We start from the raw sequence: 26,994 nt of genomic DNA on the forward strand, positions 1-26,994 counted from the left end.
ATGGTCGACAAGATCACCTTGCAGGTTCTGGCGAACCACTGCCGCGCGGCGGCCGAGAACATGGCCTACACGCTCTATCGCACGGCCCACTCGACCTTCGTCAAGGAGACCGAGGACTTCACCGTGATGGTGATGGACCGGACCGGCCGCGTCGTCGCCGTGCCGATGGATCTGGGCGCGACCTGGTATCCGGGCATGAACTACAACCGCGCGATCGAGCTCGTCGACGAATACCGGCCCGGCGACATCGCCTTCACCAACGACCCCTATAGCGGCTATCTCGCCACCCACGCGCCCGACACGCATCTGTGGAAGCCGATCTTCCACGAGGGCGAGATCGTCTGCTTCGTCGGCGGCCATGTCCACAACACGGACATGGGCGGCGCCGTGCCGGCCTCGCTCTCCCGCTCGCTGACGGAGATCCACCAGGAGGGCATCCGCTTCCCGCCGATGACGCTGATGCGCGACGGCGCCTTCGACGAGACGATCCTGCGGATCATGACGATGAACGTCCGCAAGCCCGCCCTCAACATGGGTGACCTGAAGGCGCTCGCCGGCGCGCTCAACACCGGCGAGCGCAAGATCCTGGCGATGGTCCGGAAGTTCGGCGCGAAGGGCTTCATGGACGGTCTCGACGGGCTGATGAACTATGCCGAGCATCAGGCCCGCGACATCCTGCGCGGGATGCCGGACGGCGAATATGTCTTCGCCGACTATGCCGACGAGGACGGCGTCGACGGCAATCCCTGCCGGCTGAAGCTGACGCTGACCATCAAGGGCGACGAGGCGATCCTCGACTTCACCGGTTCCGACCCGCAGCTCGGCTCCTCGCTCAACGTGCCCACAGGCTCCGACCCTCGTCACACCCTGCTGCTCGTCGGCGTCTACTACGTCCTCTACACGCTGAACCCGCAGATCCTGCTCAACTCCGGCCTGACCCGACCCTTCACCTGCATCGCGCCCGAAGGCACGGTGCTGAACCCGACCTTCCCGGCCGCCGTCGGCATGCGCAGCCTGACCTGCGCAAGGCTGCGCAGCCTGGTCTTCGGCGCCTTCAGCCTCGCGGTGCCCGAGCGCATGCCCGCCGCGCCGGCGGGCTCCAGCTCGATCGTCAACGTCATGACCACCGACGAGCGCACGCATCGCAGCGTCATCGCCGCGATCAACCCGGTCGTCGGCGGCGGCGGCGGCATGCCCCATCGCGACGGCACCAATGGCTCGGGCGCGGACGCCGCCTATCTCAAGAACACGCCGATCGAGATCACCGAGACCGAGGTGCCGATCCAGTTCACCCGCTATGGCCTGCTGCCGGATTCGGGCGGCCCCGGCCGCTGGCGCGGCGGGCTCGCCACCGTGATGGAGTTCAAGGTCTTCTCGCCGAACTCGCGCATCACCGTGCGCAACCGCGACCGTTCGATCTTCCGCCCCTGGGGCACGCTCGGCGGGCTTAGCGCCGAAACCTCGAACTTCATCATCAACCCCGGCCGGGCCGGCGAACGCATCCTCGGCAACACCGATATTGCCATCGCCGAGCCCGGCGACGTCATCCACATCCATTCACCGGGCGGCGGCGGGCGCGGCTGCCCGCTGGAGCGCGAGCCGGAGCGGGTGCGGCTCGATGTCGAGCGCGGCTATGTCGGGGTTGAAGCGGCGAAAGCGCGCTACGGCGTGGTGATCACCGACGGCGTCGTCGATGCCGAGGCGACGGCGGCCCTGCGGGCCGAGATGCGCAAGGAGGTCCATACGACCCATTTCCATTTCGGCCCGGAGCGCGACGTCTTCGAGCGCCTCTGGACGAAGGGCAATTACGACGCCCTGACGCGGCTGCTCGCGGCCCTGCCGGTCCATTGGCGCTTCTTCGTCAAGACCAAGCTCTTCGCCGCAATGCGCGAGGTGGAGAATGGCGGCGATGTCTCCGCCGCCTTCACAGCCGTGCGGCGCGACTATCCGCAGGTGCCGGAGGTCGTTTGAGCCGCACCGTCATTGCGAGCGCAGCGAAGCAATCCAGGAGCCGTCGAGCGAACCCGTCTGGATTGCTTCGCTGCGTTCGCAATGACGCGGAAAGGCCTCGCAAGCCTGGGAGCTACGATAGGCTCACCACATCTCCGGCCCGAATCTCACCGGGCGCCACCACGTCGCAATAGATCCCGAAATTGCGTCCGTAGCGCTTCACGATCGTTCGCAGCAGCTCGACATCGAGCGGCAGCCCCTCCTGTTCGAGGGTGATGAAGCCGCAGCGCCCGCAGGGCTCGCTGCCCCTCAGCACGACCTCGCCGATCCGGATCTCCCGGCCGATCCAGCCCTGCTCCGGCATCGCGTCCGCCTCGTCCGGCCAGTCTACGACGACACTGGGGCGAAAGCGCCGTTCGTCGATGACGCTCTCGGGATGGTCGCGCCCGAGACTGCGCATCGCGGCCGTGGTGATGAGATGCAGCGGCGCATGCTCGTAGCGCGGCCGGAAGCCCTCGCCGGGAACGGGATCGAAGGGCTTCAGCAGCGGCCGGAACCCGAAGACCGCCGACAGCGCCTCGATCGTTTTCGGATCGTCGGGGCCTGCCCAGCTCTCGCCATCGGCAGTGATCGCGACGCCCTCGCCGGTGAAGCGGGCATGGCCGCGCGGCACCTCGATGAAGTGCTTCTCGCGGCCGGGCGAGGCGATCCGCCCCGTCTGCGCGTCGAGCAGGCCCCAGAGGCGGTCACCCACGATGCCCGCCGGGCCGACCGGCGCCGTCTCCAGCCGCTCCCCGCCCATCGAACTGACCGGATAGCGCCAGAGCGACGCGACCGATCCCGTCACGGCAGTCTCCGTCACGGCAGGTCCATGCGCGGATCGAGAGCGTCGCGCAGGCCGTCGCCGACGAAGTTGAAACTCGTCACCGCCAGCGTGATCGCGGCGCCGGGGATGATGGCGAGCCAGGGCGCGCTCGTCAGATAGCTCTGCGCGTTCTCGAGCATGTTGCCCCAGCTCGGCGTCGGTGGCTGGATGCCGTAGCCGAGGAAAGAGATGTAGCTCTCGGCCAGGATCGCATGGGCGACGTTCAGCGTGGCCGCGACCACGATCGGCGCGATCGCGTTGGGCAGGAGCTCGCGCACCATGATGCGGATGTTGCTCGAGCCCATGGCGACCGCCGCCTGCGCGAATTCCCGCGTCCGCAGCGAGCGGATCTGGGCCTCGACGACGCGGGCGACCTCCATCCAGGAGGTCATCGCGATCAGCATCACGATCGACGGCACGGAAGGCTGGATCAGCGCCGAGATCGCCAGCAGCAGGAAGATCGTCGGGAAGCACAGCATCGCGTCGACGAAGCGCATCAGCGCCGCGCCGATCACGCCCTGATAATAACCCGCCGCGACACCGACCGCGATGCCGATCCCCATCGCCAGCACCATCGCGCAGAAGCCGACGGCCAGCGAGATCCGCCCCGCCATCAGCAGTCTCGCCAGGATGTCGCGCCCAAGCGGATCGGTCCCGAGGATATGCGGTCCCGAGAAGGGTGGCGCGAAACGCTGCCGGATGTCGATGAAGGTGTCGCTGTAAGGCAGCAGCATCGGCCCGAAGACGCAGGCGAGCGTCATCAGGATGATCGTCACCGCTCCGAAGACCGCGAGCTTGTGCCGCCGGAAGCGGCGCATGCCGCGGCTGTTCCAGAAGCCCTCCGCGCGGGCGGGCAGAGCGTCGAGCGTCGGATCGAGACTCATCGGCCGCTCCTCGCGATGCGGGGATCGGCGACTCCGTAGAGCAGATCGGCGAGCAGACTGCCGAGCAGCACCATGACGGCGGTGAACATCAGGATGCCCATCACCACCGGATAGTCGCGATAGCTGATCGAATCGAGGAAGAGCCGCCCCATGCCGGGCCAGGTGAAGACCGTCTCGGTGACGAGCGCGCCCGAGAGCAGCGAGGGCACATGCAGGCCGGTGATCGTGATCATCGGCAGCAGCGCATTGCGCAGCACATGCTTCATCAGGATCTGCCGTTCCGGCACACCCTTGGCACGGGCCGTGCGGACGAAGTCCTGGTTGATGACGTCGAGCATCGAGGAGCGCATGTAGCGGCTCCAGACCGCGGTCGAGACCAGCGCCAGAACGATGCAGGGCCCGACCAGGTGGTGCAGCCGGTTCAGGAAGGAGCCGTCGCCGATGGTGAAGCGGTTGCCCGAGGGCAGCCAGCCGAGCCCGACCGAGAAGACGTAGATCACGACGAGTCCGAACCAGAAGGTCGGAATCGACAGCGCGATCATCGTGCCGATCGTGGCGATGCTGTCGAACAGCGAATAACGCTTCACCGCGCCGATGATGCCGATCCAGGCGCCGATCAGCATGGCGAGCAGCGTCGAGCTCAGCATCAGCTCCAGCGTCGGCCCGAGATGGCCGGCGATGATGTGCAGCACCGGCTGCTGGTCGCGATAGGACAGGCCCCAATCGCCGCTCAGCATGCGCCAGAGCCACTCGGCATACTGAACCGGCAGAGGCCGGTTCAGCCCGAGCTGCTCGATGATGCGGTCGAGATCCTCCTGGTTCATCTCGCCGCCGGCCGCGAATTGCGACAGCGGCCCGCCCGGAGCCAGATGCAGGATCGCAAAGCCGATCATCGAGACGATCAGCAGCAGCAGGATCGCCTGCATCAGTCTTTGCAGAAGAAAGCCGCTCATGGCGCGCTCGGCTTCGCGGTGGAGAGGTCCGGGCGGGGGCGCGTCATGGTCTCAGCGCGCCCAGTACCAGCTGCCCATGTTCCAGGTGTTCTGGCGGGCGTTGACGTTGGGCTCGTAGCCGATCAGGCCTTCCTTGTAGCCCTCGACGGGGGCGTACTGGTAGATCGGCAGGATCGGCAGTTCCTCGCGGGCGATCTCCTGCAGCTTCCAGTAGATCGCCTTGCGCTTCTCCTGGTCGAAGGTGGTCTGTCCGTCCTTCAGCAGCTTGTCGACCTCGGCGTTCTGCCACTGCATCTGGTTGGCGCCGCTGCCGTTCTTGGCCGGGATCGCATCGGAGGCGAAGCGCGCCGCCGGATCGGGATCGATCACGGTACGGAAGGCGGTGCCGACGATCAGCGATTCGAATTTCGAGCGCGTGTAGAACTCGCCCCAGATCACCGCAGCCGGCATGTTGTTGATCGTCATCTTGGCGCCGATCTGGGCCCAGTCCTGCATCATCAGCTGCTGGGCCTGCTCGCGCAGCGCCGCGCCGGTCGTCGTCGAGACGGCAAAGGTCAGCGGGACGCCGTCCTTCATCCGCGTGCCCGAGCCCGAGCGCTTCCAGCCGGCCTCGTCGAGGATCTTGTTGGCGAGGGCAGGATCGTAGACGTGCTTGGGGAGGTTGGGGTTGTAGGCCCAGGAATCCTGAGGCGTGAAGGATTCGGTGGGGATGTGGAGACCGTAATAGATGATGTCGATGATCGCCTGCTTGTTCAGCGAGGCGTAGAGCGCCTTGCGCACCGCCTTGTCCTTCAAGACGGGATGCTCGAGATTCGGCATCAGCATTTCCAGCGAGGCGCTGGGGATCTTCACGACCTTGCGGCCCGGCAGCTTGACCGCCTCGGCATAGAAATTGGCCGGGATGCCGGTACCGATGATCAGGTCGACTTGGCCGGTGCGGAACTGCGCATAGAGCGCGGTCTGGTCGGGCACGTATTTGAGGACGGCGCGCTCCAGATAGGGGCCCTTGCCGTGGAACTTGTCGTTGGCGACGAGCTGGATGTTGTCGCCGGGCGTGCGCGTGCCCCATTTGAACGGGCCGGTACCGACGGGCGTCTGGTTGAACGGCGCGGTGTTCGGGTCGGCCGCCTTTTCGAGAATGTGCTTGGGCACGATGAAGGTGTTGGACAGCAGCGCCAGATAGGGCGCATAGGCCTTCTCCATCCGCCAGGAAATCTCCAGCGGTCCGGTGACCTTGATGTCCTTTACGAAGGCATGGCCGACGCGGGTACGGGCCTTGAAGCCCGGCGCGTTGATCAACTCGAGCGTGTACTTGACGTCCTCTGCCGTGAAAGGCGTGCCGTCATGCCAGGTGACGCCGGGACGCAGCTTGACCTTCCAGGCGAGACCGCCCTCGGAGATCCCGCCATTGGCTTCGCTGGGTATCTCCCGCGCGAGGTCGGGCATGAGATTGCCTTTGGGATCGGCCACCCACATCGTGTTGAAGATCTGCATCCAGACCGTCTCGTCGACCTCGATGCCCGGCATCAGCGGGTTGAAGGCGGTCGGCTCCTGCGACAGGCCGACGACGACCTGCCCGGTGGGTTTGGACGGCGGTGGCGGGGCCGCTTTGGTCTGGGCGCGGGCACTGCCCAGCCCCGTCGCCGCGAGCAGGCCGCCGGCGCCGAGCGCGAGCATGTCGCGGCGGTGGATCGCGGGCATCGGGAAAGCGGACGTCACGCTGCCGTCGGATATCTTGGTCATTGGAAACCCCTCTTTATGAGCGACGAGCCTGCTTCTGCGGCAGGCGATGACGGTTGGCCGATTGTCGGCCCTCCCCTCACGCTAGGCAACGTCGGCGGTATCGGACGCCGATGACCGCGGGCAGGTGCACAGATTATGCCGTTTGACGGCACGCCTTTGGCATAGGCTTCTGCCGCGATGCGGTGCTATCGAGGCCCCGTTTCCGGCCCATGCCGAAGGATCGAACGCTGCCATGTCGCCCCCGGTCACACGCATCCACAGCGACGAGACGCTGCCCGCTCAAGCCGACGTCGTCGTCATCGGCGGTGGCGTCGCCGGCATCACCGCAGCCTACAATCTCGCGAAGAAGGGCCATTCGGTCGCGGTGGTCGAGAAGGGCTATGTCGCCGGCGAACAGTCGAGCCGGAACTGGGGCTGGTGCCGCCAGCAGAACCGGGACCTGCGCGAACTTCCCCTCGCCCAGCGCGCGCTCGAAATGTGGAAGGGCATGAACGAGGAGCTCGGCGCCGACACCGGCTTCCGCCACACCGGCCTCGTCTATGTCACGACCAAGCCGTCTGACCTCGCCGCCTGGTCGGGCTGGATCGACAAGGCCCGCGAGATGCAGATGCACAGCCGCGTGCTCTCCGCCGCCGAGGCGAAGGAGATGTCGCCGGGCTCGGCCGAGAACTGGATCGGCGGCGTGCATTCCCCCGGCGACGGCAAGGCCGAGCCGTCCCTGGCGGTTCCCGCCTTCGCCGAAGCCGCGCGCAGGCTCGGCGTCACCATCCACCAGGACTGCGCGGCCCGCGGCCTCGAGACCTCGGCCGGCCGGGTGTCGGCCGTCGTGACCGAAAAAGGCACAATCAGGACCAGCAGCGTGCTCGTCGCCGGCGGCGTCTGGACCTCGATGTTCTGCCGCCATCACGGCATCGACATGCCGCTCGCCGGCGTCCAGTCGACCTCCTTCTTCACCGCGCCGATCTCCGGCCCGCCGATCACCGAGGGCGGCATCTCGACGCCCGACGTCACCTTCCGGCGCCGGCTCGACGGCGGCTACACCATCGGCATCAGTGGGCGGGGCCTGCTGCGGCTCAGCCCGCAGGGCATGATGTATGCGAGGCCGTTCTGGCGGACCTTCAAGAAGCGCCACAAGCTTCTCACGATCACCGCGGACAAGACCTTCTTCGCCGGCCCCGAGGCGCTGATGCGCTGGAGCAACGACAGCGTCTCGCCCTTCGAGCGGATGCGCACCTTCGATCCGCCGCCGCAGGAGAAGCTGATCTCCTTCGCGCTCAAGCGCATCGCCGAGATCTATCCGCAGCTCGCCGATGTGAAGATCGTGCAGAAATATGGCGGGCTGATCGACTTCACGCCCGACTGGGTGCCGGTGATCTCGCCCATCGACAAGCTGCCGGGCCTCTATGTCTCGGCCGGCTTCAGCGGCCACGGCTTCGGCGTCGGCCCGGCGGCTGGCAAGCTCGCGGCCGACCTCATCGCCGGCGACGCCCCCATCGTCGATCCCCACCCCTATCGCTACAGCCGCCTTGTCGACGGTTCGGATCTGGGCGAACCCGGGCTGATGTGAGTACGGCGTGGGGTCCTCCCCTCCACCATCTTGGATTACACGCGACGTCATCCCGGACAAGCTGCGACAGCGGCGCCGATCCGGGATCCATGCCGGAGCGCGTCCGGGAGAGGCTCAGGCATGGATCCCGGGTCTCCGCTTCGCTCCGCCCGGGATGACGCGAGGATGCCAGAACGGCCGGTGCGGCATGGATTTCCGCGGTAGCCCTCGCTAAGCGAAAAGGCTCGAATCCAACCGGAGAGACGATCATGCTGCGGACCGTGCAAGGCTGCGCCGAGGCGCTCGCGAGCGGCGCCACCACGTCGCGCGCTCTGGTCGAGGACTGCCTGGCGCAGATCGCCGAGCCGGCGGGTGAAGGCGCCCGCGCCTTCATCTCCGTTTCAGCCGAAGCCGCTCGTATCTCGGCCGATGCCCATGACGCCCTGCGCAAGGCCGGTCGCGCGCCATCGCGCTATGCCGGCATCCCCTTCGCCGTGAAGGATCTGTTCGATGTTGCCGGCGAGGTCACGACGGCGGGCTCGCGCGCGCTCGCTAACGCCCCTCGGGCGAAAGTCCACGCCCCGACGGTGGCGCGCATGCTGGCGGCCGGCTTCATCCCCGTCGGCCGCACCAACATGACCGAGTTCGCCTATTCCGGCATCGGCGCCAACCCGCATTACGGCACGCCGCTCAGCCCGTGGGACCGCGCCGCAGCCCGCATCCCCGGCGGCTCCTCCTCCGGCTCGGCGGTGGCGGTGGCCGACGGCATGGCGGTGGTTGCGCTCGGCAGCGACACGGGCGGCTCCTGCCGCATTCCCGCCGCGCTCTGCGGCATCGTCGGCTACAAGCCGACCGCGCGACGCGTGCCGCTCGACGGCGTCGTGACGCTCTCGGGCAGCCTCGATTCGCTCGGCCCGCTCGGCGCCAGCGTCGCCTGCTGCACCATTGTCGATGCGATCCTCGCCGGAGAAGTCCCTGCCCTGCCGACGCCGCGCCCGCTCGCCGGCCTGCGCCTCGCCATTCCCCGCGAGATCATGCGCGACGGCATGGACGCGACCGTCGCGGCCGCCTTCGAGCGAGCCATCGCGACGCTGTCCGCGCAGGGCGCACAGGTCAGCGAAGTCTCGTTCTCAGCCCTGCTCGACATCGCCCCCGCGATGAGCCGCGGCGGCTTCACCGGCCCGGAATCCTATGACTGGCATCGCGATCTGCTGGCCGCGAAGGCCGAACTCTACGATCCGCGCGTACGCAGCCGCATCGAAGCCGGTGCGACGATGACGGCCGCCGACTACGTTGCCCTGACCGCAGCACGCCGTCGCATCGTCGCGGCGATGGACGCGCTGACTGCACCCTTCGACGCGCTGCTGATGCCGACCTGTCCGATCGTGCCCCCGCGCATCGCCGAACTGGCCGAGGACGCGGAATACTACCGCCTCAATGCGCTTTTGCTGCGCAATCCGAGCCTCGGCAACTTCCTCGACCGCTGTGCCATCAGCCTGCCCTGCAACCGCCCGGGCGAAGCGCCCGTCGGCCTGATGCTGATGGGCGAAACCGGTGGCGACGCGGCTCTGTTCGCGATCGCCGCCTCCGTCGAGGCGGCATTGGCCGCCTGATGCGAAAATGATCCAAGGCAGCGGCGCCGAACGCCGCTAGTGGTCCGGCCTGGATCTGCCGGAGACACGCCATGAGCCCCACCATCAAGCCCATCGCCAGCGACGCCGCCCTGCCGGCTGAGGCGGATGTCGTCGTCATCGGCGGTGGCATCGTCGGCGCGGCGGCGGCCTATGTCCTGGCCAAGCGCGGCCGCTCGGTGGCCCTCGTCGAGAAAGGCGTCGTCGGCGGGGAGCAGTCGAGCCGTAACTGGGGCTGGTGCCGCCAGCAGAACCGCGATGCGCGAGAACTCCCGCTTGCGATCCGCTCCATGGAGCTGTGGGACGCACTTGCCAGCGAGATCGGCGAGGATACCGGCTTCCGCCGCTGCGGGCTCGTCTATGCCACCAATGACGCCGCGCAGATCGCCCAATGGGAGCGCTGGCGCGAAACGGCGAAGCAGTTCGGCGTCGAGACGCGGATGCTGACCGGGCCGGAAGCCTCCGCCATGACGGCGGGCACCGGCCGCAACTGGCTCGGCGGCGTGCATTCCGTGACCGATGGCAAGGCCGAGCCGGCGCTTGCCGCGCCGGTGCTCGCTCTGGGCGCCCGCCAGCATGGCGCGACGATCCATCAGGGCTGCGCCGCGCGCGGGCTCGACGTGACCAACGGCACCGTCACCGGCGTCGTGACCGAGAAGGGTACGATCCGCACCCAGTCGGTCATCCTGGCGGGCGGCGCCTGGGCCTCGGGCTTCTGCCGCCATCACGGCGTCGTCTTCCCGCAGGCCAGCGTCCGCGTCACGAGCCTGCGCACGGAAGTGGCGCCGGCCTGGCTCGACGCCTTCTACACGCCCGAGATCGCCCTGACCCGCCGGCTCGACGGCAGCTACACCATCGCCATCAGCGGCAAGGGCACGCTCGAATTGACGCCGCAGGGCATCCGCTTCGCCCGCCAGTTCATGCCAATGTTCGTCAAGCGGCTGAAGGCGGTCGAGTTCGGCATCGGTTCTTCCTTCTTCCACGGGCCGGAAGCCCTGGGCGGCTGGACGCTGGACAAGGAAACCCCGTTCGAGCGCATCCGCGTGCTCGATCCCGCGCCCAGCCGCAAGGCGATCGCGACGCTGCTGGAGCGCGCCCATGCGCTGGTTCCGGCGCTGCGCAGCGTCGCCGTGCGGGAAAGCTGGGGCAGCTATATCGACTCGACGCCCGATGCCGTGCCGGTGATCTCGCCGACCGTCGGGCTAAAGGGCCTCGTCCTGGCCGCCGGCCTCAGCGGCCACGGCTTCGGGCTGGGCCCCGGCGCCGGCCATCTCGCCGCCGATCTCGCCACCGGCGACACCCCGATCGTCGACCCCCGCCCCTTCCGCCATGCCCGCCTTCTCGACGGGTCGCAGGGCGAGGTCGGCGAGTTCTGAGGCGCCCACTGACTCTGTCTCTGCGCCGGTCATTCCGGGGCAGGCCGCAGGCCTGAGCCCGGAACCCATGAACACCACGGCCCCGAGGATGAAGCGGCCGCATCGCGCCGAGTTCTGACGCGACGGCGGATATGAGTTCCGGGCTCGCCGCTGCACGGCGCCCCGGAAAGACGGACAGGCTACCCGCTACCAGCATGGCAATCCGTGCTGCCGATGCCGGGTCGATCGGCAGAATCTTGGGCCGCCGGCCCGCAAATCCGCGCCCGACGTCGCACCCTCCCGCTAGTCTTGGCTCATCGGCGGCGATGTCCGCCCTTTCGAGAGAGCGAGCGGACCATGACCATCTGGCGGCCGAAATTCATCACCTTCGACTGCTACGGCACCCTGATCTATTTCGAGATGGGGCCAGCCGCGCGTCGCGTCTACGGATCGCGCCTGTCGCCGGCACAGATGGACGCCTTCGTCGAGGATTTCAGCAGCTATCGTCTCGACGAGGTGCTCGGCCCCTGGAAGCCCTATCCCGACGTCGTGCGCAGCGCCGTCGCGCGCACCTGCAAACTGCACGGCTTCGCTTATGACCCGGCCGACGCCCAGGCAATCATCGACGAGATCCCGACCTGGGGTCCGCATCCGGACGTTCCGGCCGGCTTGGCCAAGGTGGCGAAGGACATTCCCCTCGTCATCCTCTCGAACTCGATGACCGACCTCATCCCGCATTCCGTGGCGAAGCTCGGCGCGCCCTTCCATGCCGCCTACACGGCGCAAGAGGCCCAGGCCTACAAGCCCCGCATGCAGGCCTTCGAATACATGTTCGACCAGCTCGGCTGCGGGCCGCAGGACGTGATGCACTGCTCGTCCAGCTTCCGCTACGACCAGATGACCGCCTATGACATGAAGATCGCCGCCCGCGTCTTCGTCAATCGCGGCCACGAGCCGTCGAACCCCTATTACAGCACGCATGAGATCAAGGACATCGGCGGCCTGCCGGCTCTGGTCGGGCTCTGAACCGATGACCGATTTCGCGCCGGACTCGATCGCCTTCTCGACCGGCCACTATATCGGCGGCGAGGTCGTCGAGGCGGGCGAGCGGATCGCCGTCTCGCGACCGTCTGACGGCGCGACTTACGCCGATCTGCCGATCGCCGATGCCGAGACCGTCGACCGCGCCGTCACCGATGCGACGAAGGCGGTCGCGGCGAGCGGCTGGGCGACGCAGCCGCCACGCGAGCGCGCCCGCGCCCTGCGGCGCTGGGCCGATCTGATCGAGGAGCGCGCGGTCGAACTCGGCCGGCTCGAGGCTGTTGGCTCGACGCGGCCCATCGCGCAGGCGGTCACGGGCGACGTCGCCAGCGTTGCCGAGGGCATCCGCTTCTTCTCCGAATGGGCCGACAAGCTAGGCGGCGAGGTCGCGGCCACTCGGCATGACCATCTCGGCCTGATCGTCTCGGAGCCCTATGGCGTCGTCGGCGCGATCACGCCCTGGAATTTCCCGCTCAGCATGGCCTCCTGGAAGGTCGGCCCGGCGCTCGCCGCCGGCAACGCCATCGTGCTGAAGCCCTCGGAGCTGACGCCGTACTCCACCCTGCGGCTGGCGGAACTCGCCGTCGAGGCCGGCATCCCCGCCGGCATCTTCAACGTCGTCCAGGGCAATGGCGTCGTCACCGGCGATGCGCTCTCGCGACACCCCGGGATCGCCAAGCTCTCCTTCACCGGCTCGACCCGCACCGGCATCGCTGTGATGAAGGCCGCCGCCGAAACCGGCATCAAGCCGGTGACGCTGGAGCTCGGCGGCAAGAGCCCGCAACTCGTCTTCGCCGATGCCGATCTCGACAGGGCCGCCGCCTGCATCGCGGGCTCCCTGCTCGCCAATGCCGGCCAGGCCTGCGTCGCCGGCTCGCGGCTGATCGTTCAGCGTTCCGTGATGGACGAGCTGGTGGCGCGGCTGCAGGCGCGGCTGGCCACGGTCGCGCCCGGCCCGACCTGGAAGGCCGCGACGGGCTATGCGCCGATCATCTCGGAGACGCAGGCGCGGCGCATCGACGACATCCTCGCCCGCAGCAGGGGGCAGGGCGCGGAATGCCTGCTCGGCGGCGGGCGCATCGAGGGTCATGGTGGGGCCTTCTACCAGCCGACGCTGCTCGCCGGTGTGACCGCGCAGACGGCGGCGGTGCGCGAGGAGATCTTCGGGCCGGTGCTGACCATCCAGGCCTTCGACGACGAGGCCGAGGGGCTGAGCCTCGCCGACCACCCCGAATACGGGCTCGCGGCCGGCGTCTACACCGCCGATCTCGGCCGTGGCCTGCGCGCCATGCGCGCGCTGAAGGCCGGCACCGTCTGGATCAACCGCTACAGTCGCACGCTCGACTTCATCCTGCCGACCGGCGGCTACAAGACCGCCGGCATCGGCAAGGACCTCGGCCGCCAAGCGGTGGAGGCCAATCTGCGCCACAAAACGGTGTTGATCGACATCGGCGGGTGACCACCGTTCAGGCTTCTGCGGCCCTCATCCTGACGAGCCGCGCAGCGGCGTCTCGAAGGATGCTTCAGAGGGTGCCGGAACCTCCTGAACCATCCTTCGAGACGCGGGCGTTCGCCCGCTCCTCAGGATGAGGGCTGAGGGTCGGCAGGAACCTCCTCAGTGCCGCCAGTCCTGATATTTGTAGTACATCCCGACGAAGGGCAGGAACCAGGGCGGGCCAAAATGGCCGGGCACCACCGGCCAGTCGAGCCCGGCGAGCGGGTTGGCCGCCGCATCGCCGCCCATCACCCGCGCCATGATCTGCCCCATATGCACCGACATCTGCGTGCCGTGGCCGCTATAGCCGGTGGCGTAGAACACGCCTTCGCGCTCGCCGGCCCGCGGCAGCCGGTCGGCGGTCATGTCGACGAGCCCGCCCCAGCAATAGTCGATCCGCGTCTGAGCGAGCTGCGGGAACAGCTCCAGCATCCGCGCCTTCAGGATGCCGCCGCTCTTGGCGTCCGATGCCGGGCTCGACAGGGCGAACCGCGCCCGCCCGCCGAAGATCAGGCGGTTGTCGGGCGTCAGCCGGAAGTAGTTGCCGATGTTCATCGTCGTCGTCGCGGTCCGGCGCGTCGGCATGATCGAGGCGGCGAGATTGTCCGAGAGCGGCTCTGTCGCGATGATGAAGCTGCCAACCGGCACGATGCGCCGGCGCAGCCAGGCGAAAGGCCCCTGCCGCGAAGCGCCGGTCGCGAGCAGCACCTGCTTGGCCTCGAGCGCCCCGCGCGTCGTGACGACGCGATGCGCCTGCCCGGCGATCCGCTGGAGCGACGTTACAGCAGCGCCTTCATGAATTTGCGCCCCTGCGCGGGCCGCGGCCTCCGCCAATCCGACGCCGAAACGGCCCATATGCATATGGCCGCTGCGCGGGAAGACGAGCCCGCCATGAAAGCCGGACGAGCCGATCTCGCTCTGGACATCGCCTGGCGCCACCACCGCGAGGTCGGGCTCGACGGTGGCCTTGAGCAGCTCGGCGCTCTTCTGCAGCTTGGCGAAATGCCCCGGTTTGGCCGCGAGCTTGATCTTGCCGGTGCGGGTGAAGTCGCAGTCGATCGCCTCCTCCCTCACCAGCGCCTCGACCGTGTCAACGCCGGCGTCGAAGACGCGATAGAGCGCGCTCGCCCGCTCGATGCCGATCTGCATCGCCAGCCCGCCGAGATCATGCGCGAGGCCGTTGTTGCAATGGCCGCCATTGCGGCCCGAGGCCTCGCCGACGACGCGCCCTGCTTCCAGCACGGCGACGCGCGCCCCTGCCTTCGCCAGGCTGCGCGCCGCCGAGAGACCGGTGAAGCCGCCCCCGATCACCGCGACATCGACCTGCCCTTCGAGGGGTTCCGTCGAACCGGACGTGAAGCGCGGCGCGGAGGCCAGCCAAAAGGGTTCGAGCTTCATCGCAAATCGGCCTCGGTTGGAAGCAGGGCCCGGCCGGCGCCCGCGCGCAAGCGCGCGAGGCAACCGCGCCGGGGCGGGGAACACGCAGCTTGCACGACCCTAACCTGCTGTATTGTATGAATTATGCTATTCCCGAGCAGCCTCCGCGGCCCTATGATCGGGACTTCCCGTGAGGCACAGGCCTTGGCTTACAAAACGGCAAAGCGCCGGCTCGGCTACGAGATCGCCATCAGGCCGATGGCGGAATCCGATCTCGACCAGTTGCATCAGCTGTCGATCGGCGTCGGCTGGCCGCATCGTCCGGAGGACTGGCGCCTCGTTATCGGGCTCGGCCACGGCATCGTCGCTTGCGACGCGATTGGGCGGGTGCTGGGCTCGGCGATGTGGTGGCCCTTCGGCGAGCGCTTCGCGACCGTCGGCATGGTCATCACCTCGCCGCGGCTGCAGGCGCAAGGCGCCGGGCGCGAACTGATGGAGATGATCTTTGCGCAGACCGGCTCCCGCGATCTGCGCCTGACCTCGACCAAGGCGGGCTACAGGCTCTACCGCTCGCTCGGCTTCGAGCCGATCGGCCGCATCTTCCAGCATCAGGGCAAGGCTCTGCCGCCCCATGGGCCTGTCGCCGCCGCGCCCGGCCTGCGCCAGGTCGTTCCCGGCGATCTCGATGCGCTCGCAGCCCTTGATGCAAGCGCCTATGGCGCCGACCGGCGGCAGGCTATCGCCGCAGCACTGCTTTTGGCCTCGGTGGGCACGCTCGTGGAGCGCGATGGCGCGGTCGTCGGCTTCGCGCTTTGCCGCCCGTTCGGCCGCGGCCATGTCGTCGGACCGATCGTCGCGGAGGATGACGCGATGGCGATCGCCCTGCTCACGCCGCATGTCGAGGCCCATCAGGGCGCCTTCCTGCGCGTCGACACCGCCCAGGAACAGGGCGCCTTCGGCGCCTTCCTCGAATCCTGCGGCCTGACGATCTTCGACACGGTCACCCCGATGATCCGTGGAAGGGCACATGGCCCAAGCGGCTGCGCGCGCATCTACGGACTGGTCAACCAGGCGCTGGGCTGAGCCCACCCGTCATTGCGAGCGCAGCGAAGCAATCCAGGGGACGTCGAGCGGGCGGCCGGCTGGATTGCTTCGCGGCGCTCGCAATGACGGGTCAGAGACCCGGATCGCTCACACGTCGAAGAGCACCGGCAGCGGATATCCCGGCTTCTGGATCGGCGACTTGATCACGACATAGCTGAAATATTTGGAGATGCCGATATTGCGGTCGAGCAGGGTCTCGATCAGCGACTGGTAATGCGTCAGGCCTCGGGTGACGAACTTGACGAGATAATCGTAGCCGCCGCTGACCATGTGGCACTCCACCACCTCGTCGACCCGGCGCAGCGCCGTCTCGAAGCGGATGAAATACTCCTTGGTGTGGTCGGCCAGCGTCACCTCGGTGAAGACGGTGATCGTCTCGCCGAGCTTCTGCAGGTTGATCGTCGCGCCATAGCCGGAGATGAACCCCGCCTGCTCCAGCCGCTTGACCCGCAGCAGGCAGGGACTCGGCGAAAGGCCGACCGCATCGGCCAGATTGACGTTGGTGATCCGGCTGTTGTTCTGCAGCTCGATCAGGATCTTCATGTCGATGCGGTCGAGCCGCACGCCCGGTGTCACGTCGAAAGCCTCACCCCAACCCCGGCGCGCGGCCCTCGCGGAGCCGCCGCCGTCGCGTCAACCTAGACCGTCGGCGCCTCCGGGCAAAGCAAGGATCACGCCGCCCTCACGCTGCCTTGGCGGTGACCAGCGCGGCCTGAACCTCCGGCAGATCGAGCATGTCGTCGAGCGTCTGGCACAGACGCGAAACGATCAGGTCGATCTCGCTCTCGCTGCAGCAGAGCGGCGGCGCGAGCCCGATGATGTCGTCGGCAAAGGCGCGGAAGATCACGCCGTTGGCGTAACCGCGGGCGAAGAGATGGTCGGCCAGCTTGACGCTGCGCGGCAGCTTTTCCTTGCTCGCCTTGTCGGCGACGAGCTCGATCCCGGCCAGAAGGCCGCGCGCCCGCACTTCGCCGACGAGCGGATGGTCGGCCAGAGTCGCGAGCTTCTTCTCGAAATAGGCGCCGACGCGCTGGCCATTGGCCAGGATGCCGCCCTCGTCGTAGAGCCGAAGCACTTCGAGCGCGACTGCGGCCGAAACCGGATGGCCGGAATAGGTCTGGCCATGGCCGACCGGGCCGCCCTCGGGTGCGTTGTCCTTGATGCCGCGATAGATCTTTTCGCCGAAGGCGAGCGCGCCGAGCGGCGCGTAGCCGGAGGTCAGCCCCTTCGCCATCGTCATCAGATCGGGCACGACGCCCTCCCCCTCGCAGGCGAACATCGGCCCCGTCCGGCCGAAGCCGGTGATGACCTCGTCGGCGAGGAAGAGGATGTCGAGCTCAGTGGCCGTGTCACGCATCGCCTTGAGCCAGCCCTTCGGCGGCACGATCACGCCGCCCGAGCCGACCACCGGCTCGCAGAAGAAGGCTGCGACATTGTCCGCGCCCAGTTCCGCGACCTTGGCGCGCAGCGAGGCGACGCTGGCCGCGATCACCGAGGCGTCGTCGGAGCCCGTCGGATTGCGATAGGCGTAAGGTGCCGCGACATAGTGCCGGACATGGGCCGGGAAGTCGAAATTCGCATGGAAGGCCGGCAGCGCGGTGACGCCGGCCCCGGTCGAACTCGAGCCGTGATAGCCGCGCTCGAGCGAGAGGATCGCCTTCTTCGTCGGCCGTCCGGTGACGTTGTAGTAGAACTGGATCAGCCGCAGCGCGCCATCGATCGCGTCCGAACCGCCCAGCGAGAAATAGATGTGGTTGAGGTCGCCCGGCAGGAGTTCGGCGAGCTTGGCGGCGAGCCGGATCGCGGGCTCGCTGCCGAAGGAGAAATAGCCGGTCGCATAGGGCAGTTCGCGCATCTGCGCTGCGGCGGCCTCGACGATGCTCTCATGCCCGTAGCCGACATTGACGCACCACAGCCCGGCGAAGCCGTCGATCAGCTCGTGCCCTTCCGAATCCGTGATGAAGGCGCCCTTGGCCGACTTCATGATGGTGACGCCGCGTTTCTCGTGCCCGGCCCAGTTGGCGACGGGATGGACCCAATGGAGGCGGTCGAGCGCTTCGAGCGAATTGACGGTCATGGCAGGCTCCTGCGGCGCAGATCGATGGTGGCTTCGTGAGGTTCAGGCGGCGCTCTGGAGCGAGGCCTCGGACCCCGGTCGCCGCCGCGGCATCCCACCCATCTCGCGCAGATAGCGCCCGGGGGTCATACCGCAGATGTTTTTGAAATGGCGCGAGAAATGGCTCTGGTCGAAGAACCCGGCTTCCGACGCCGCCAGCGCCATCGGCACACCGTCACGCAGCAGCCGCTTCGCATAGCCGATCCGGCGATGGCAGATATAGCGATGCGGCGTCAGCCCGACCTGGCGCCGGAACACCGTCACGAAGCGGCAGACACTCAGGCCCGCCAGCGCCGCGAGATCTTCGAGATAGATCGCATCGGTGAAATGGCGCTCGATATGCCCCAGCGCGCGCCGGATGCCATGGCTGGCGGGCAGCGCGGACACCGTCATCCCGCTCTCGTGCAGGGCTGGCTCGACCGGGACGGGCTCGTGCATGGACCTTTCGACCTCCGCGGATGGTGTCTTCATCCTGGCCAAAGGTTAGACCGGGCCCGAGCCCTGTCGGCGCGGCGTTGGGCGCCCGTCGTGACACGACCTGCCCAATTCGCCACCGCCGGCAGCAGATCGTGCTTCGCCCTGGGGAAGGCGGAGCGGCGGCTCAGTAGCCGCGCTTGCGGTCGACCGCGCCCAGCAGAGGCTCCCCCGCCTTGTGCCGACGCAGATTCTCCAACACGAGATCCACGGCCGTCTCCGGCTGGGTCATGCTGGCGACATGCGGGGTCAGCAGCACCTTGGGATGGCTCCAGAGCGGGTGGCCAGGCGTCAGCGGCTCGGGCGTGCAGACATCGAGCACCGCGGCCGAGATCTGGCCGCTCTCGAGGGCTGCCAGCAGCGCCTCCTGGTCAAGATGCCCGCCCCGGCCGACATTGACGAGCCGCGCGCCCTTCGGCAGTTGCGCAAAGAGTTCCGCGCCGAGCATGCCGCGCGTCTCCTCCGTCAGAGGCAGCAGGCAGACGAGGATGTCGGTACGGCCCAAAAAATCCGGCAGGGTCTGCGTGCCTGCAAAGCAGTTCACGTCCTCGATCTCGCGCCCGGAGCGGCTCCAGCCGGAGACCTGGAAGCCGAGCGTCCTCAGCATCCGGCAGCAGGCCTCGCCCAGCATGCCGAGCCCGAGCACGCCGACGCGCCGCGTCGAGGCCGGCCGAACCCGGATCTGCTGCCATATCTCGGCCCGCTGCTGGCCGACATAGTCGATCAGGTCGCGATGCAGCCCGAGCACCGCCATCGAGACATATTCGACCATGCCGTCGACGATCCCGCTCTCGATCATGCGCGCCACCGGCAGGTCCGGCGGCAGCTTCGACAGATCGAGATGGTCGACCCCGGCCCCCGAGGACATCAGCAATTCGAGATTGGGAAAGCGCTCGGCCAGGTCGTCCGGCGGCATCCAGGCGACGAAATAGCGGATTTCCGCCGGATCGCCGATATCAGGCCAGATCCGGAAGGGAAGATCCGGCGCCTTCTCGGCGAGAATCTTGGCCCATTCAGCGCCGCGGGCGGGGTCCGATTTGTAGAGCAGTGCCATTCCTGTCCCCTCAGCCCAGTGCCTGGCTGGCCAGCGTATAGCGACGCACAGGTCCCGCCGGCCGCGGCAGGCTGCCGCGCACCATGCTGTTGACGCTGTCGACCGGCTTCAGCCCCGCTGCCATCACCATCTCGGCGAGCGACGAGCCGTCATCGACATCCACCCGCACGAACTGACCCTGCCGCGCCTGCAAGCCATGCGCCAGCAGCGCCCGCGCATCCGCGAGGTCCGCGGCCACCACGGGACCGATCACGAGGCCCCGACCGAAGCGGCGCACCATGCTGAAGCCTGCGACCTCGCCGCCGCGCATCAGCACGGTCCCCTCGCCCGCCTCCAGCACCGCCCGCAGCAGCCGCCCGCGCGGCAGGCCTGTGGCCGCCTGGTCGAGTTGTTCCAGCACCGGTAGATCGGCCAGCGCAGCCGGGCGGAGCGTGGTGCCATCGACGAGAGCGAGGATGGGATCGGCGCCGACCTCGCCCTGATATTGGCGGATCGCTCCGTAGACGACGAATCCGAGCTTCTCGTAGAGCGGCTGGCCGGGAACGGTGGCGTTCAGCAGGAGCGAGCGCCCCTCCGTCTGCGCGAGCAGGGCCTGCATCAGCCGCCGCCCGAGGCCGCCGCCCTGATGCTCCGGAGAGACGATGATCATGCCGAGCGTCGCATGATCCTCGCCATAGGGCCACCACAGCGCCGTCGCCACCACCTCCTCACCGACCGTCGCGACCACCCCGCGACCAAGCCCGATCGCCATCGCCCAGTCCTCGACGCGGTGCGGCCAGCCCACCGCACGGGCCAGACCGGCACCGGCGGCGGCAACGGCCGGCTTGATGTCGCGCAGCAGGGCCGCTTCCCGGATCAGCGTGTCGCCCATCAGCCGACGCTCTCCTGAACGACGTAGACCTTCGCCACATGCACGCGGCTGGTCCAGGCACAGGGCGCGCCCTGCGGCACGAAGACGGTCTCGCCCTTAGCCACGGTGAGGACGGTGCCGTCCGCCATGGTGAGATCGACCGAACCCTCCAGGATGTGCATCAGCTCGGCCAGGCGGTGCGGCCGCGAGATCCGGGCATAGGGTGTCGAATCCCACAGGCCCGCGCGAAGCTGAACCGCCTCGTCGGTGAAGACATTGTGGCTGCGGCATTGCGGCGCCGGACCGAGAAGAACCTCGGGAGACGGTGGCGTCGAGGGCGACAGCGGCAGATCCCGGGTGATCGGCGTCGCACCCGGCAACGCGCTCATGCCGGCCGTCTGCGCATGGAAGGCGAAGAAGCTGCCCGGTGCCGCCTCGACACGCAATTTCGTGCCGCGCCCGATCACCACCGCTGCGTGAGCCCCGACGGTGAGCGCGGGCGCGCCCTCGACCGACAGCGTCAGTTCGCCCGCCAGCACCACCAGCGTCTCGGTATGCGGGAAGGCGGCGATCGCGACGGTGCCCGAAAAGGCGCATCTGCCGGCAGCCGCGGCCTCCGACCGCCAGGCGATCTCGCGGCCCGCCGCGAAGGGATCGGCCGGGCCGAGCCCCTGGCCTGGGGCGGAGGCGGGCGGCGCGGACATCGCGCGGTGGAGCATCACGAGGGCGGGCGTCGTCATGGGCGGGGCGGTCCGTCGCTGTCGTTTCGGAGCGTCCAGCCGCTAAGGCATTCAGGCTCTGAGGGATTGCACTATCTTTTCGGTCCCCTCTCAGACGGCCCGGCTGTAACGCCGCGCCGGCTGGTCGATATGCGCGTCGAAGGCCGAGGCGACCTTGCGCACCAGGAGCCGTGCCCGCTCCGGCAAGCGGATGACGGTACCGTCCTGATCCACCATCCCGTCCTGAACCAGCGGCGCGAGCCGGGCAATCGACGGCGCCAACTGCTCCGGATCGGCGCCATGGCGCGCGCAGACCGCCTCGACATCGACCGAAAGGTCGCACATCAGCCGCTCGATCAGGTCGGCCCGCAGCCGGTCGTCGTCGCTGAGTCGGTAGCCACGCACCGTCGCCAGCCCTCCCTCGCGGACGCGCTCGCCATAGCGGCCGGTGACGACCTCGTTCTGGACGTAGCCCTGCGGCAGCCGCCCGATCGCGGAGGCGCCGAAGCCGATCAGCGCCTCGCAGCCATCGGTGGTATAGCCTTGGAAATTGCGCCGCAGCTGCCCGCTGCCGAGCGCCTGCGCCATCTCGTCGCCGGGTCGGGCGAAATGATCGAGACCGATGCGCACATACCCGGCCGCGACGAGGTGCTGCGCCATCGCCTCCGCCTGCTCGTGACGTGCCGCGCCATCGGGCAGATCCGCCAGCGCAATCCGCTGCTGGTGCTTCTTGAAGTCCGGCACATGGGCATAGCCGAAGATCGAGAACCGGTCCGGCGCCATCGCCAGGCAATGCTCGACCGTCTCGATGCAGGAGGCCGTGCTCTGGCGCGGCAGTCCGTAGATCAGATCGAGATTGACCCCGCCGATGCCGGCCTCGCGCAGTTGCGCGATGACCGCGGCGGTCCGATCGACGCTCTGGACCCGGTTGATCGCGCGCTGGACGTCCGGATCGAAGCTCTGCACACCGAGGCTGGCGCGGTTAACCCCGGCCTCACGCAGCGCCTCGATCATCGCCGGCGAGAGATGGCGCGGGTCGATCTCGACGGCGATCTCGGCTTCTGGGTGTAGCGAGAAGCGCGCCCGCAACAGCGCGACGAGATCGACGAAATCCTCCGGCGCCAGGATGGTCGGCGTGCCCCCGCCGAAATGGACATGGCGCACGTCCAGCGGCGTCCGCAGACGCGCCGCGAGCGCCTCGATCTCCTGGCGCAGGACACTCAGATAGGCGCCGATCGGCGAATCGCGGAGCGCCACCGTCGTGTGGCAGCCGCAATACCAGCACATCGACCGGCAGAACGGGACATGCAGATAGAGCGAGCCCTTGGCCGTCGAGGGCAGCGCCGAAAGCCAGTCGCCGTAGCAATCGCCGTCGACATCCGCAGCGAAGTGCGGTGCCGTCGGATAGCTCGTATAGCGCGGCAGGCGTTCGTCGAGATAGCTCGTCCCAGGCGCTTGCACGGCCGTTTCCCCCTGCGCCGGTCGACCGGCTCGGCGGAGAAACATAAGCGGCGCCGCGCGCCCGTCTTTGCGCTAGAGCAAGTCGCGGCGCCGGCTCAGCGACTCAGACCAGCCCGCCATCGACATGCAGCGTCTGGCCGGTGATGTAGGACGCCTCCGTCGAGGCGAGAAAAGCGATCGCGGCAGCGACCTCCTCCGGAAGGCCGCGCCGCCCCATCGGGATGATCGCTTCCATCCGCGCGATCGCCTCGGCGGAAAGCTTGCTGCCCTTGCCCTCGTCCTTGCGGATCAGCCCGGGCGCGACCGCGTTCACCGTGATGCCGTCGGGCGCCAACTCATGCGCCATCAGCCGCACGGTGGTCTCGAGCGCGGCGCGGCTCGCGGCGGTCGCGGCGAAAGGCTGCATGTCGGTGCGCAGCGCATGCGCGACGAAGGAGGAGGTCGCGACGATGCGCCCGCTGCCGCCGGCCTTGAGCAGAGGGCGCGCCAGCCGGGCCAGCCGCAGCAGCGCGACGACGGAATCCTCGACGGCACCGCGCAGTTCCGCCTCGGCCAGATCCATGATGCCGCCCTTGCGGGCATGACCCGCCACGGCGGCGATGGCGTCGAGACGGCCGAAGCGCTGATCGGCCAGCGCCACCGCGCGCTCCGCGGTCGCGGCCTCGGCGATGTCCCCCATCAGGGTGGCGACGACGGCGCCCGCCTCGCCTGCCGCGGCCGCGACCGCCGCGAGCCCGGCCTCGTTCGAGCCCGTATGCAGCACGAGCCCGACGCCGGGCCCTGCCAGCCGCAGCGCGGTCGCCCGGCCGATTCCGCTCGCCGCACCGGTGACGAGATGGATGCGCTCAAGGGAGACCATCGGCAGAAGGAACCTTTGCTGTGGTCTCGGACCGAATTGGCGGTTCGAGGGCGGGGTGGGCCGGGCCGGACAAGTCTGCGAATACTGATACGATTGAAATCGCTCTATGATTTCATCAGGCATCTCTTTTGCGCAAGGGGCACGAGCTCAAGCCTCCGACGTCCGCGGTCACTGAACGCGGGGCGACTCCGGTTCGCAACTCCCGTGACGTTGCCCTCCGTTTTTGTCCAGCGCTGAGTTCGTTTCCGGCGGTTGTGGAGCCCGTCCGGGCTGGTGACGCGTTGAGCTCCGACGCTGTGCTTGTCGCACAGCTGTATCGAAGCGGCGTTACAGTATTCTGGATAATTCCGCGCTGATCAGTCGAGCCGTTTCACGGACTAGCCTTCCGCATAGTTCGTGGCGCCGCTCGTCATGCCGGTAGACCGGCATGCTGATGCTGACCGCGCCGACCGGCTCCCGTGCGCGGTTGAAGATCGGGCTACCGAAACAGCGGATGTCCGGCTCGTTCTCCTCGTCGTCGAATGCGAATCCCTGCTCGCGCGTCCGCTTCAATTCGTCCAAGAGCCCAGCGGGCGTCGTATAAGTCTTGGCGGTGTAGCGCTTCAGATCGAGGCCCTTGAGGACGTCCCTCAGTCGTTCGTCGGTCAAACCAGACAGCCACGCCTTACCCACGGAGGTCGAATGCAGTTCGACCTGGCCACCGATGCTCGTTTTCATCTGCACCCTGTTCGAGCCGACGAGTTTGTCGATGTAGACCATTTGCCCGTTGCTCGGCACGGCGAGATGCACCGTCTCGTCGGTCGCGTCGCGAAGCGAAACGAGGAAATCCCTCGAAATCGTCCGCAGATCGGAATCCTCCCAGGTCTTTGCCGCGAACTGAAGGAGACGCGGCCCTAACCGGAACGTGCCGCCGTCCTCTGCCTGCGTGACCAGACCCTCCGCGATGAGCGCGGAAACGAGACGATAGGTCGTGCCCCGGGGAAAGGGCGCGCGCTTCGTCAACTGGGCAATGTTCAAAGCTCCGGGCGCGTCGGCAATGATCTGCAGCACTGTCATGAACTTCGTGAACGAGGCCGCTCCCTGCACGGAAGCAGACGCCTTGTCCTCGCGCACCTCTGTCGGCTGACCTTTGCTCATCACGTCTCCTCGGAAGCTTGACACCACAGCATCAAGGCCGTTAGATAATTGGACAAAATGTCCACATTGTAGGCAGTTTTCGCATCTCGGTTCTAGCTGGCTGATCGATGACGATCAACGGAAATCACCGGAAAACCGCATGTGACCGTGATGGACGTCGATACTCTGTGAGTAAACGCAGAGATAATCTGGGAGGATAGGCAATGTCGAAAAAGGGATACTGGATTGCATTGGTCGACATTGCCGACCTTGAAGGTTACAAAGGCTATATGGCTCTGAACAAAGCCGCTTTCGAAAAGTATGGAGCGTCCTTTGTCGTTCGCGCGGGCCAGGGCCAGATCATGGAAGGTCCATCGGCGAACCGCTGGGTCGTGATCGAATTCAAAGACTACGAGACCGCTCTCGCCTGCTACAACTCCCCCGAATATCAGGTGGCAATTCAGGCCCGCGAGAAGCACGCCAAGGCTCACTTGGCCGTGGTCGAAGGTGTCTGAAATCCCAGGCCCCTGTCCGCACGGCGGGGGTTTGTCTCCTTCATCTGGCGCGCAGTTCGACTGACAGGCTGAGCTTGGCCTCGCTCGACCACCTGGGTGGTCGTGCTTCGCCTGAGGCTTGCCGATGACCGTCGGAGCGCGGCGAAAGTCGCCGCGGGCGCGCGCAACCTTCGGGAGCGCCCATGTCCTCAGCATTGCGATGGCTGTTCAAGGCTTTCGACCTCTTCGTCGTCCTCGGCATGGCTGTCATCAGCCTGCTGATCTTTGCCAATGTGGTGCTGCGCTACGGCTTCAGTTCGGGCATTCCCTTCGCCGTCGAGGTGTCCCGCGTCGTCCTCGTCTGGGTCATCTTCATGGGATCAGTGGTCGCCTTAGCAAAGGGCGCGCATCTCGGTGTCGAGTCGCTGGTCGTCCGGCTGCCGCAGAAGGCGCGTCTGGCCTGCTTCCTCGTGTCCTACGGGCTGATGCTGTGGTGCTGCTGGCTTTTGGCCGAAGGTAGCTGGGCGCTCACCGTCATCGAGTGGAGCAACATCCTGGCCTTGTCCGGAATTCCCGTCGGCGCGCTTTACGCGGCAGGGCTCGTCGCCGCGATTCTGATGGCTCTCGTCCTCCTTCTTGATCTGTGGCGCGCTCTGCGGGGCCTCCTTCCCGCTCCCTGGTCGGGGGTGGCGCATGTCGAGCCGCTTCCTGTCGTGCTTCCCACGCTGACGCCGGAGAAGACATCGTGAGCGGTCTTGTCTTCATCGGCTCGCTCCTCGGCGCCATGGCCATCGGGGTTCCCATCGCCTTCGCGCTGATGCTGTCGGGCATCGCGATGATGCTCCTGATGGGCAATCTGGATCCGAATATCCTGGCGCAGCGCCTCGTCAATGGCGCCGACAGCTATCCCCTGATGGCGATCCCCTTCTTCCTCATCGCGGGTGAACTCATGAATGCCGGCGGCCTCTCGCGCCGCATCGTGAACGTGGCCCTTGCACTCGTCGGCCACATCCGGGGCGGGCTTGGCTATGTCGTCATCGGAACAGGCCTCGTGCTGGCCAGCGTCTCCGGATCAGCGATCGCGGACACGGCCACGCTCGCTGTCATGCTGGTCCCGCTGATGCGGGACGCCGGTTACCACATGGGGCGAGCCTCGGGCTTGATGGCGGCAACAGGCATTATTGCCCCCATCATCCCGCCGTCTGTCGGCTTCATCATTCTGGGCGTCACCGCAAACATCTCGATCGTCGGTCTGTTCTTCGCCGGAATTGTGCCAGGGCTGATGATGGGCCTTAGCCTGACGATTGCCTGGTGGTTCCTCTCCAAGAAGGAGACGGCGGTGGCGCGGCCCAAGGTGCCGCGTAGAGACCTTCCGAAAATCATCATTGCCGCCGGCTGGGCACTGATGATGCCGGTGATCATCCTGGCGGGACTGCGCTTCGGCATATTCACGCCAACCGAGGCCGGCGTCGTCGCAGCGGCCTATGCGCTGTTTGTGGGAACCTGCGTCTATCGCGAGCTGACGCCGCGCCTGCTCTACGATGCGCTGCTCGCCGCCGGGCGGCTGACGGCGGTGATCATGCTGCTGGTCGCGGCCTCGATGATCTCCGGCTTCATGCTGACGATCTCCAACATGCCCGCCCAGCTCGTCAGCATCCTCAGTCCGTTGATCGAGTCCCCGATCCTGCTGATGGCGATGATCGTCTTGGTGGTCTTCATCGTCGGCACTGCGCTCGACTTCGCGCCGTGCATCACGATTTTGGTCCCCATCCTCATGCCGATCGTCAAGGCTGCCGGAATCGATCCGGTCTATTTCGGGGTCATCTTCATGATGGTCAACGCCGTCGGCCTGATCACGCCACCCGTCGGAACCGTCCTCAATACGGTGAGCGGAATCAGTGGCGTTT

Annotated in this window: 24 protein-coding genes; 10 read left to right on the forward strand and 14 right to left on the reverse strand. The window is 67.5% G+C overall.

Annotated elements, in window-relative coordinates; translation table 11 throughout:
* On the forward strand, window positions 1–1,971 hold the full coding sequence (locus Q8M82_RS16040; protein ID WP_305692327.1) for a hydantoinase B/oxoprolinase family protein: 1,971 nt from the start codon (window positions 1–3) through the stop codon (window positions 1,969–1,971).
* Window positions 1,972–2,083: 112 nt separating this feature from the next.
* On the opposite strand, the gene Q8M82_RS16045 is transcribed toward Q8M82_RS16040, so the two are convergent.
* Genes Q8M82_RS16045 through Q8M82_RS16060 form a run of 4 tightly spaced genes read right to left on the reverse strand, consistent with a single transcriptional unit; the run spans window position 2,084 to window position 6,395 of the window.
* Window positions 2,084–2,797: an MOSC domain-containing protein gene (locus Q8M82_RS16045; RefSeq protein WP_305692328.1), complete on the reverse strand. Its 714-nt coding sequence runs from the start codon at window positions 2,795–2,797 to the stop codon at window positions 2,084–2,086.
* 11 nt (window positions 2,798–2,808) lie between these two features.
* Complete coding sequence (locus Q8M82_RS16050; RefSeq protein WP_305692329.1) at window positions 2,809–3,699, reverse strand: ABC transporter permease; 891 nt, start codon at window positions 3,697–3,699, stop codon at window positions 2,809–2,811.
* Window positions 3,696–4,652 carry an ABC transporter permease gene (locus tag Q8M82_RS16055; protein WP_305692330.1) on the reverse strand — a complete coding sequence of 319 codons (957 nt, stop codon included), beginning with the start codon at window positions 4,650–4,652 and terminating at the stop codon, window positions 3,696–3,698. Before Q8M82_RS16055 ends, Q8M82_RS16050 begins: the two co-directional genes overlap by 4 nt.
* A 51-nt stretch (window positions 4,653–4,703) precedes the next feature.
* The gene (locus tag Q8M82_RS16060; protein ID WP_305692331.1) at window positions 4,704–6,395 is read right to left on the reverse strand and encodes a peptide ABC transporter substrate-binding protein; all 1,692 of its coding nucleotides are present in this window, start codon (window positions 6,393–6,395) and stop codon (window positions 4,704–4,706) included.
* Window positions 6,396–6,627: 232 nt separating this feature from the next.
* Here Q8M82_RS16060 and Q8M82_RS16065 point away from each other — a divergent pair, with 232 nt between their 5' ends.
* The 5 genes from Q8M82_RS16065 to Q8M82_RS16085 all read left to right on the forward strand — a co-directional run bounded on the left by Q8M82_RS16065 (window position 6,628) and on the right by Q8M82_RS16085 (window position 13,427).
* The gene (locus Q8M82_RS16065) at window positions 6,628–7,962 is read left to right on the forward strand and encodes an NAD(P)/FAD-dependent oxidoreductase (protein ID WP_305692332.1); all 1,335 of its coding nucleotides are present in this window, start codon (window positions 6,628–6,630) and stop codon (window positions 7,960–7,962) included.
* A 248-nt stretch (window positions 7,963–8,210) separates the two neighbouring features.
* A complete protein-coding gene (locus Q8M82_RS16070; RefSeq protein ID WP_305692333.1) occupies window positions 8,211–9,554 on the forward strand; it encodes an amidase in 1,344 nt (447 codons plus the stop codon).
* Between the two features lie 71 nt (window positions 9,555–9,625).
* Window positions 9,626–10,948 (forward strand): NAD(P)/FAD-dependent oxidoreductase, encoded by a 1,323-nt coding sequence (locus Q8M82_RS16075; RefSeq protein WP_305692334.1) that lies wholly within the window; start codon window positions 9,626–9,628, stop codon window positions 10,946–10,948.
* Window positions 10,949–11,284: 336 nt separating this feature from the next.
* The gene (locus Q8M82_RS16080; RefSeq protein WP_305692335.1) at window positions 11,285–11,953 is read left to right on the forward strand and encodes a haloacid dehalogenase type II; all 669 of its coding nucleotides are present in this window, start codon (window positions 11,285–11,287) and stop codon (window positions 11,951–11,953) included.
* Between the two features lie 4 nt (window positions 11,954–11,957).
* A complete protein-coding gene (locus tag Q8M82_RS16085) occupies window positions 11,958–13,427 on the forward strand; it encodes an aldehyde dehydrogenase family protein (RefSeq protein WP_305692336.1) in 1,470 nt (489 codons plus the stop codon).
* A 156-nt stretch (window positions 13,428–13,583) separates the two neighbouring features.
* Here the strand turns inward: Q8M82_RS16085 and Q8M82_RS16090 are convergent, their stop codons facing one another.
* A complete protein-coding gene (locus Q8M82_RS16090) occupies window positions 13,584–14,861 on the reverse strand; it encodes an NAD(P)/FAD-dependent oxidoreductase (protein WP_305692337.1) in 1,278 nt (425 codons plus the stop codon).
* 183 nt (window positions 14,862–15,044) lie between these two features.
* Here Q8M82_RS16090 and Q8M82_RS16095 point away from each other — a divergent pair, with 183 nt between their 5' ends.
* Window positions 15,045–15,923: a GNAT family N-acetyltransferase gene (locus Q8M82_RS16095; RefSeq protein WP_305692338.1), complete on the forward strand. Its 879-nt coding sequence runs from the start codon at window positions 15,045–15,047 to the stop codon at window positions 15,921–15,923.
* Window positions 15,924–16,031: 108 nt separating this feature from the next.
* Here Q8M82_RS16095 and Q8M82_RS16100 read toward each other — a convergent pair whose 3' ends face one another.
* The 9 genes from Q8M82_RS16100 to Q8M82_RS16140 form a co-directional block, all read right to left on the reverse strand.
* Window positions 16,032–16,508: an Lrp/AsnC family transcriptional regulator gene (locus Q8M82_RS16100; RefSeq protein WP_210184465.1), complete on the reverse strand. Its 477-nt coding sequence runs from the start codon at window positions 16,506–16,508 to the stop codon at window positions 16,032–16,034.
* A 118-nt stretch (window positions 16,509–16,626) separates the two neighbouring features.
* Window positions 16,627–18,021 (reverse strand): aminotransferase class III-fold pyridoxal phosphate-dependent enzyme, encoded by a 1,395-nt coding sequence (locus Q8M82_RS16105; protein WP_305692339.1) that lies wholly within the window; start codon window positions 18,019–18,021, stop codon window positions 16,627–16,629.
* Between the two features lie 42 nt (window positions 18,022–18,063).
* Window positions 18,064–18,498, reverse strand: a complete 435-nt coding sequence (locus Q8M82_RS16110) for a helix-turn-helix transcriptional regulator (protein WP_305692340.1) — start codon at window positions 18,496–18,498, stop codon at window positions 18,064–18,066.
* Window positions 18,499–18,661: 163 nt separating this feature from the next.
* Window positions 18,662–19,588: a 2-hydroxyacid dehydrogenase gene (locus Q8M82_RS16115; RefSeq protein WP_305692341.1), complete on the reverse strand. Its 927-nt coding sequence runs from the start codon at window positions 19,586–19,588 to the stop codon at window positions 18,662–18,664.
* 10 nt (window positions 19,589–19,598) lie between these two features.
* A complete protein-coding gene (locus tag Q8M82_RS16120; protein ID WP_305692342.1) occupies window positions 19,599–20,459 on the reverse strand; it encodes a GNAT family N-acetyltransferase in 861 nt (286 codons plus the stop codon).
* A complete protein-coding gene (locus tag Q8M82_RS16125; protein WP_305692343.1) occupies window positions 20,459–21,178 on the reverse strand; it encodes a cupin domain-containing protein in 720 nt (239 codons plus the stop codon). Before Q8M82_RS16125 ends, Q8M82_RS16120 begins: the two co-directional genes overlap by 1 nt.
* Before the next feature lie 90 nt (window positions 21,179–21,268).
* Complete coding sequence (gene hemN / locus Q8M82_RS16130; RefSeq protein WP_305692344.1) at window positions 21,269–22,618, reverse strand: oxygen-independent coproporphyrinogen III oxidase; 1,350 nt, start codon at window positions 22,616–22,618, stop codon at window positions 21,269–21,271.
* Window positions 22,619–22,721: 103 nt separating this feature from the next.
* Window positions 22,722–23,477 carry an SDR family NAD(P)-dependent oxidoreductase gene (locus Q8M82_RS16135; protein ID WP_305692345.1) on the reverse strand — a complete coding sequence of 252 codons (756 nt, stop codon included), beginning with the start codon at window positions 23,475–23,477 and terminating at the stop codon, window positions 22,722–22,724.
* 327 nt (window positions 23,478–23,804) lie between these two features.
* Window positions 23,805–24,614: an IclR family transcriptional regulator gene (locus Q8M82_RS16140; RefSeq protein WP_305692346.1), complete on the reverse strand. Its 810-nt coding sequence runs from the start codon at window positions 24,612–24,614 to the stop codon at window positions 23,805–23,807.
* Between the two features lie 203 nt (window positions 24,615–24,817).
* Here Q8M82_RS16140 and Q8M82_RS16145 point away from each other — a divergent pair, with 203 nt between their 5' ends.
* The 3 genes from Q8M82_RS16145 to Q8M82_RS16155 all read left to right on the forward strand — a co-directional run.
* Complete coding sequence (locus tag Q8M82_RS16145) at window positions 24,818–25,108, forward strand: DUF1330 domain-containing protein (RefSeq protein WP_305692347.1); 291 nt, start codon at window positions 24,818–24,820, stop codon at window positions 25,106–25,108.
* A gap of 182 nt (window positions 25,109–25,290) precedes the next feature.
* Window positions 25,291–25,836, forward strand: a complete 546-nt coding sequence (locus tag Q8M82_RS16150; protein WP_305692348.1) for a TRAP transporter small permease — start codon at window positions 25,291–25,293, stop codon at window positions 25,834–25,836.
* The coding region (locus Q8M82_RS16155) for a TRAP transporter large permease (RefSeq protein ID WP_305692349.1) at window positions 25,731–26,994 on the forward strand (1,264 nt) is incomplete at its 3' end. The genes Q8M82_RS16150 and Q8M82_RS16155, both read left to right, overlap by 106 nt.

The sequence above is a fragment of the Allobosea sp. genome (assembly GCF_030694325.1).
GTDB lineage: Bacteria > Pseudomonadota > Alphaproteobacteria > Rhizobiales > Beijerinckiaceae > Allobosea.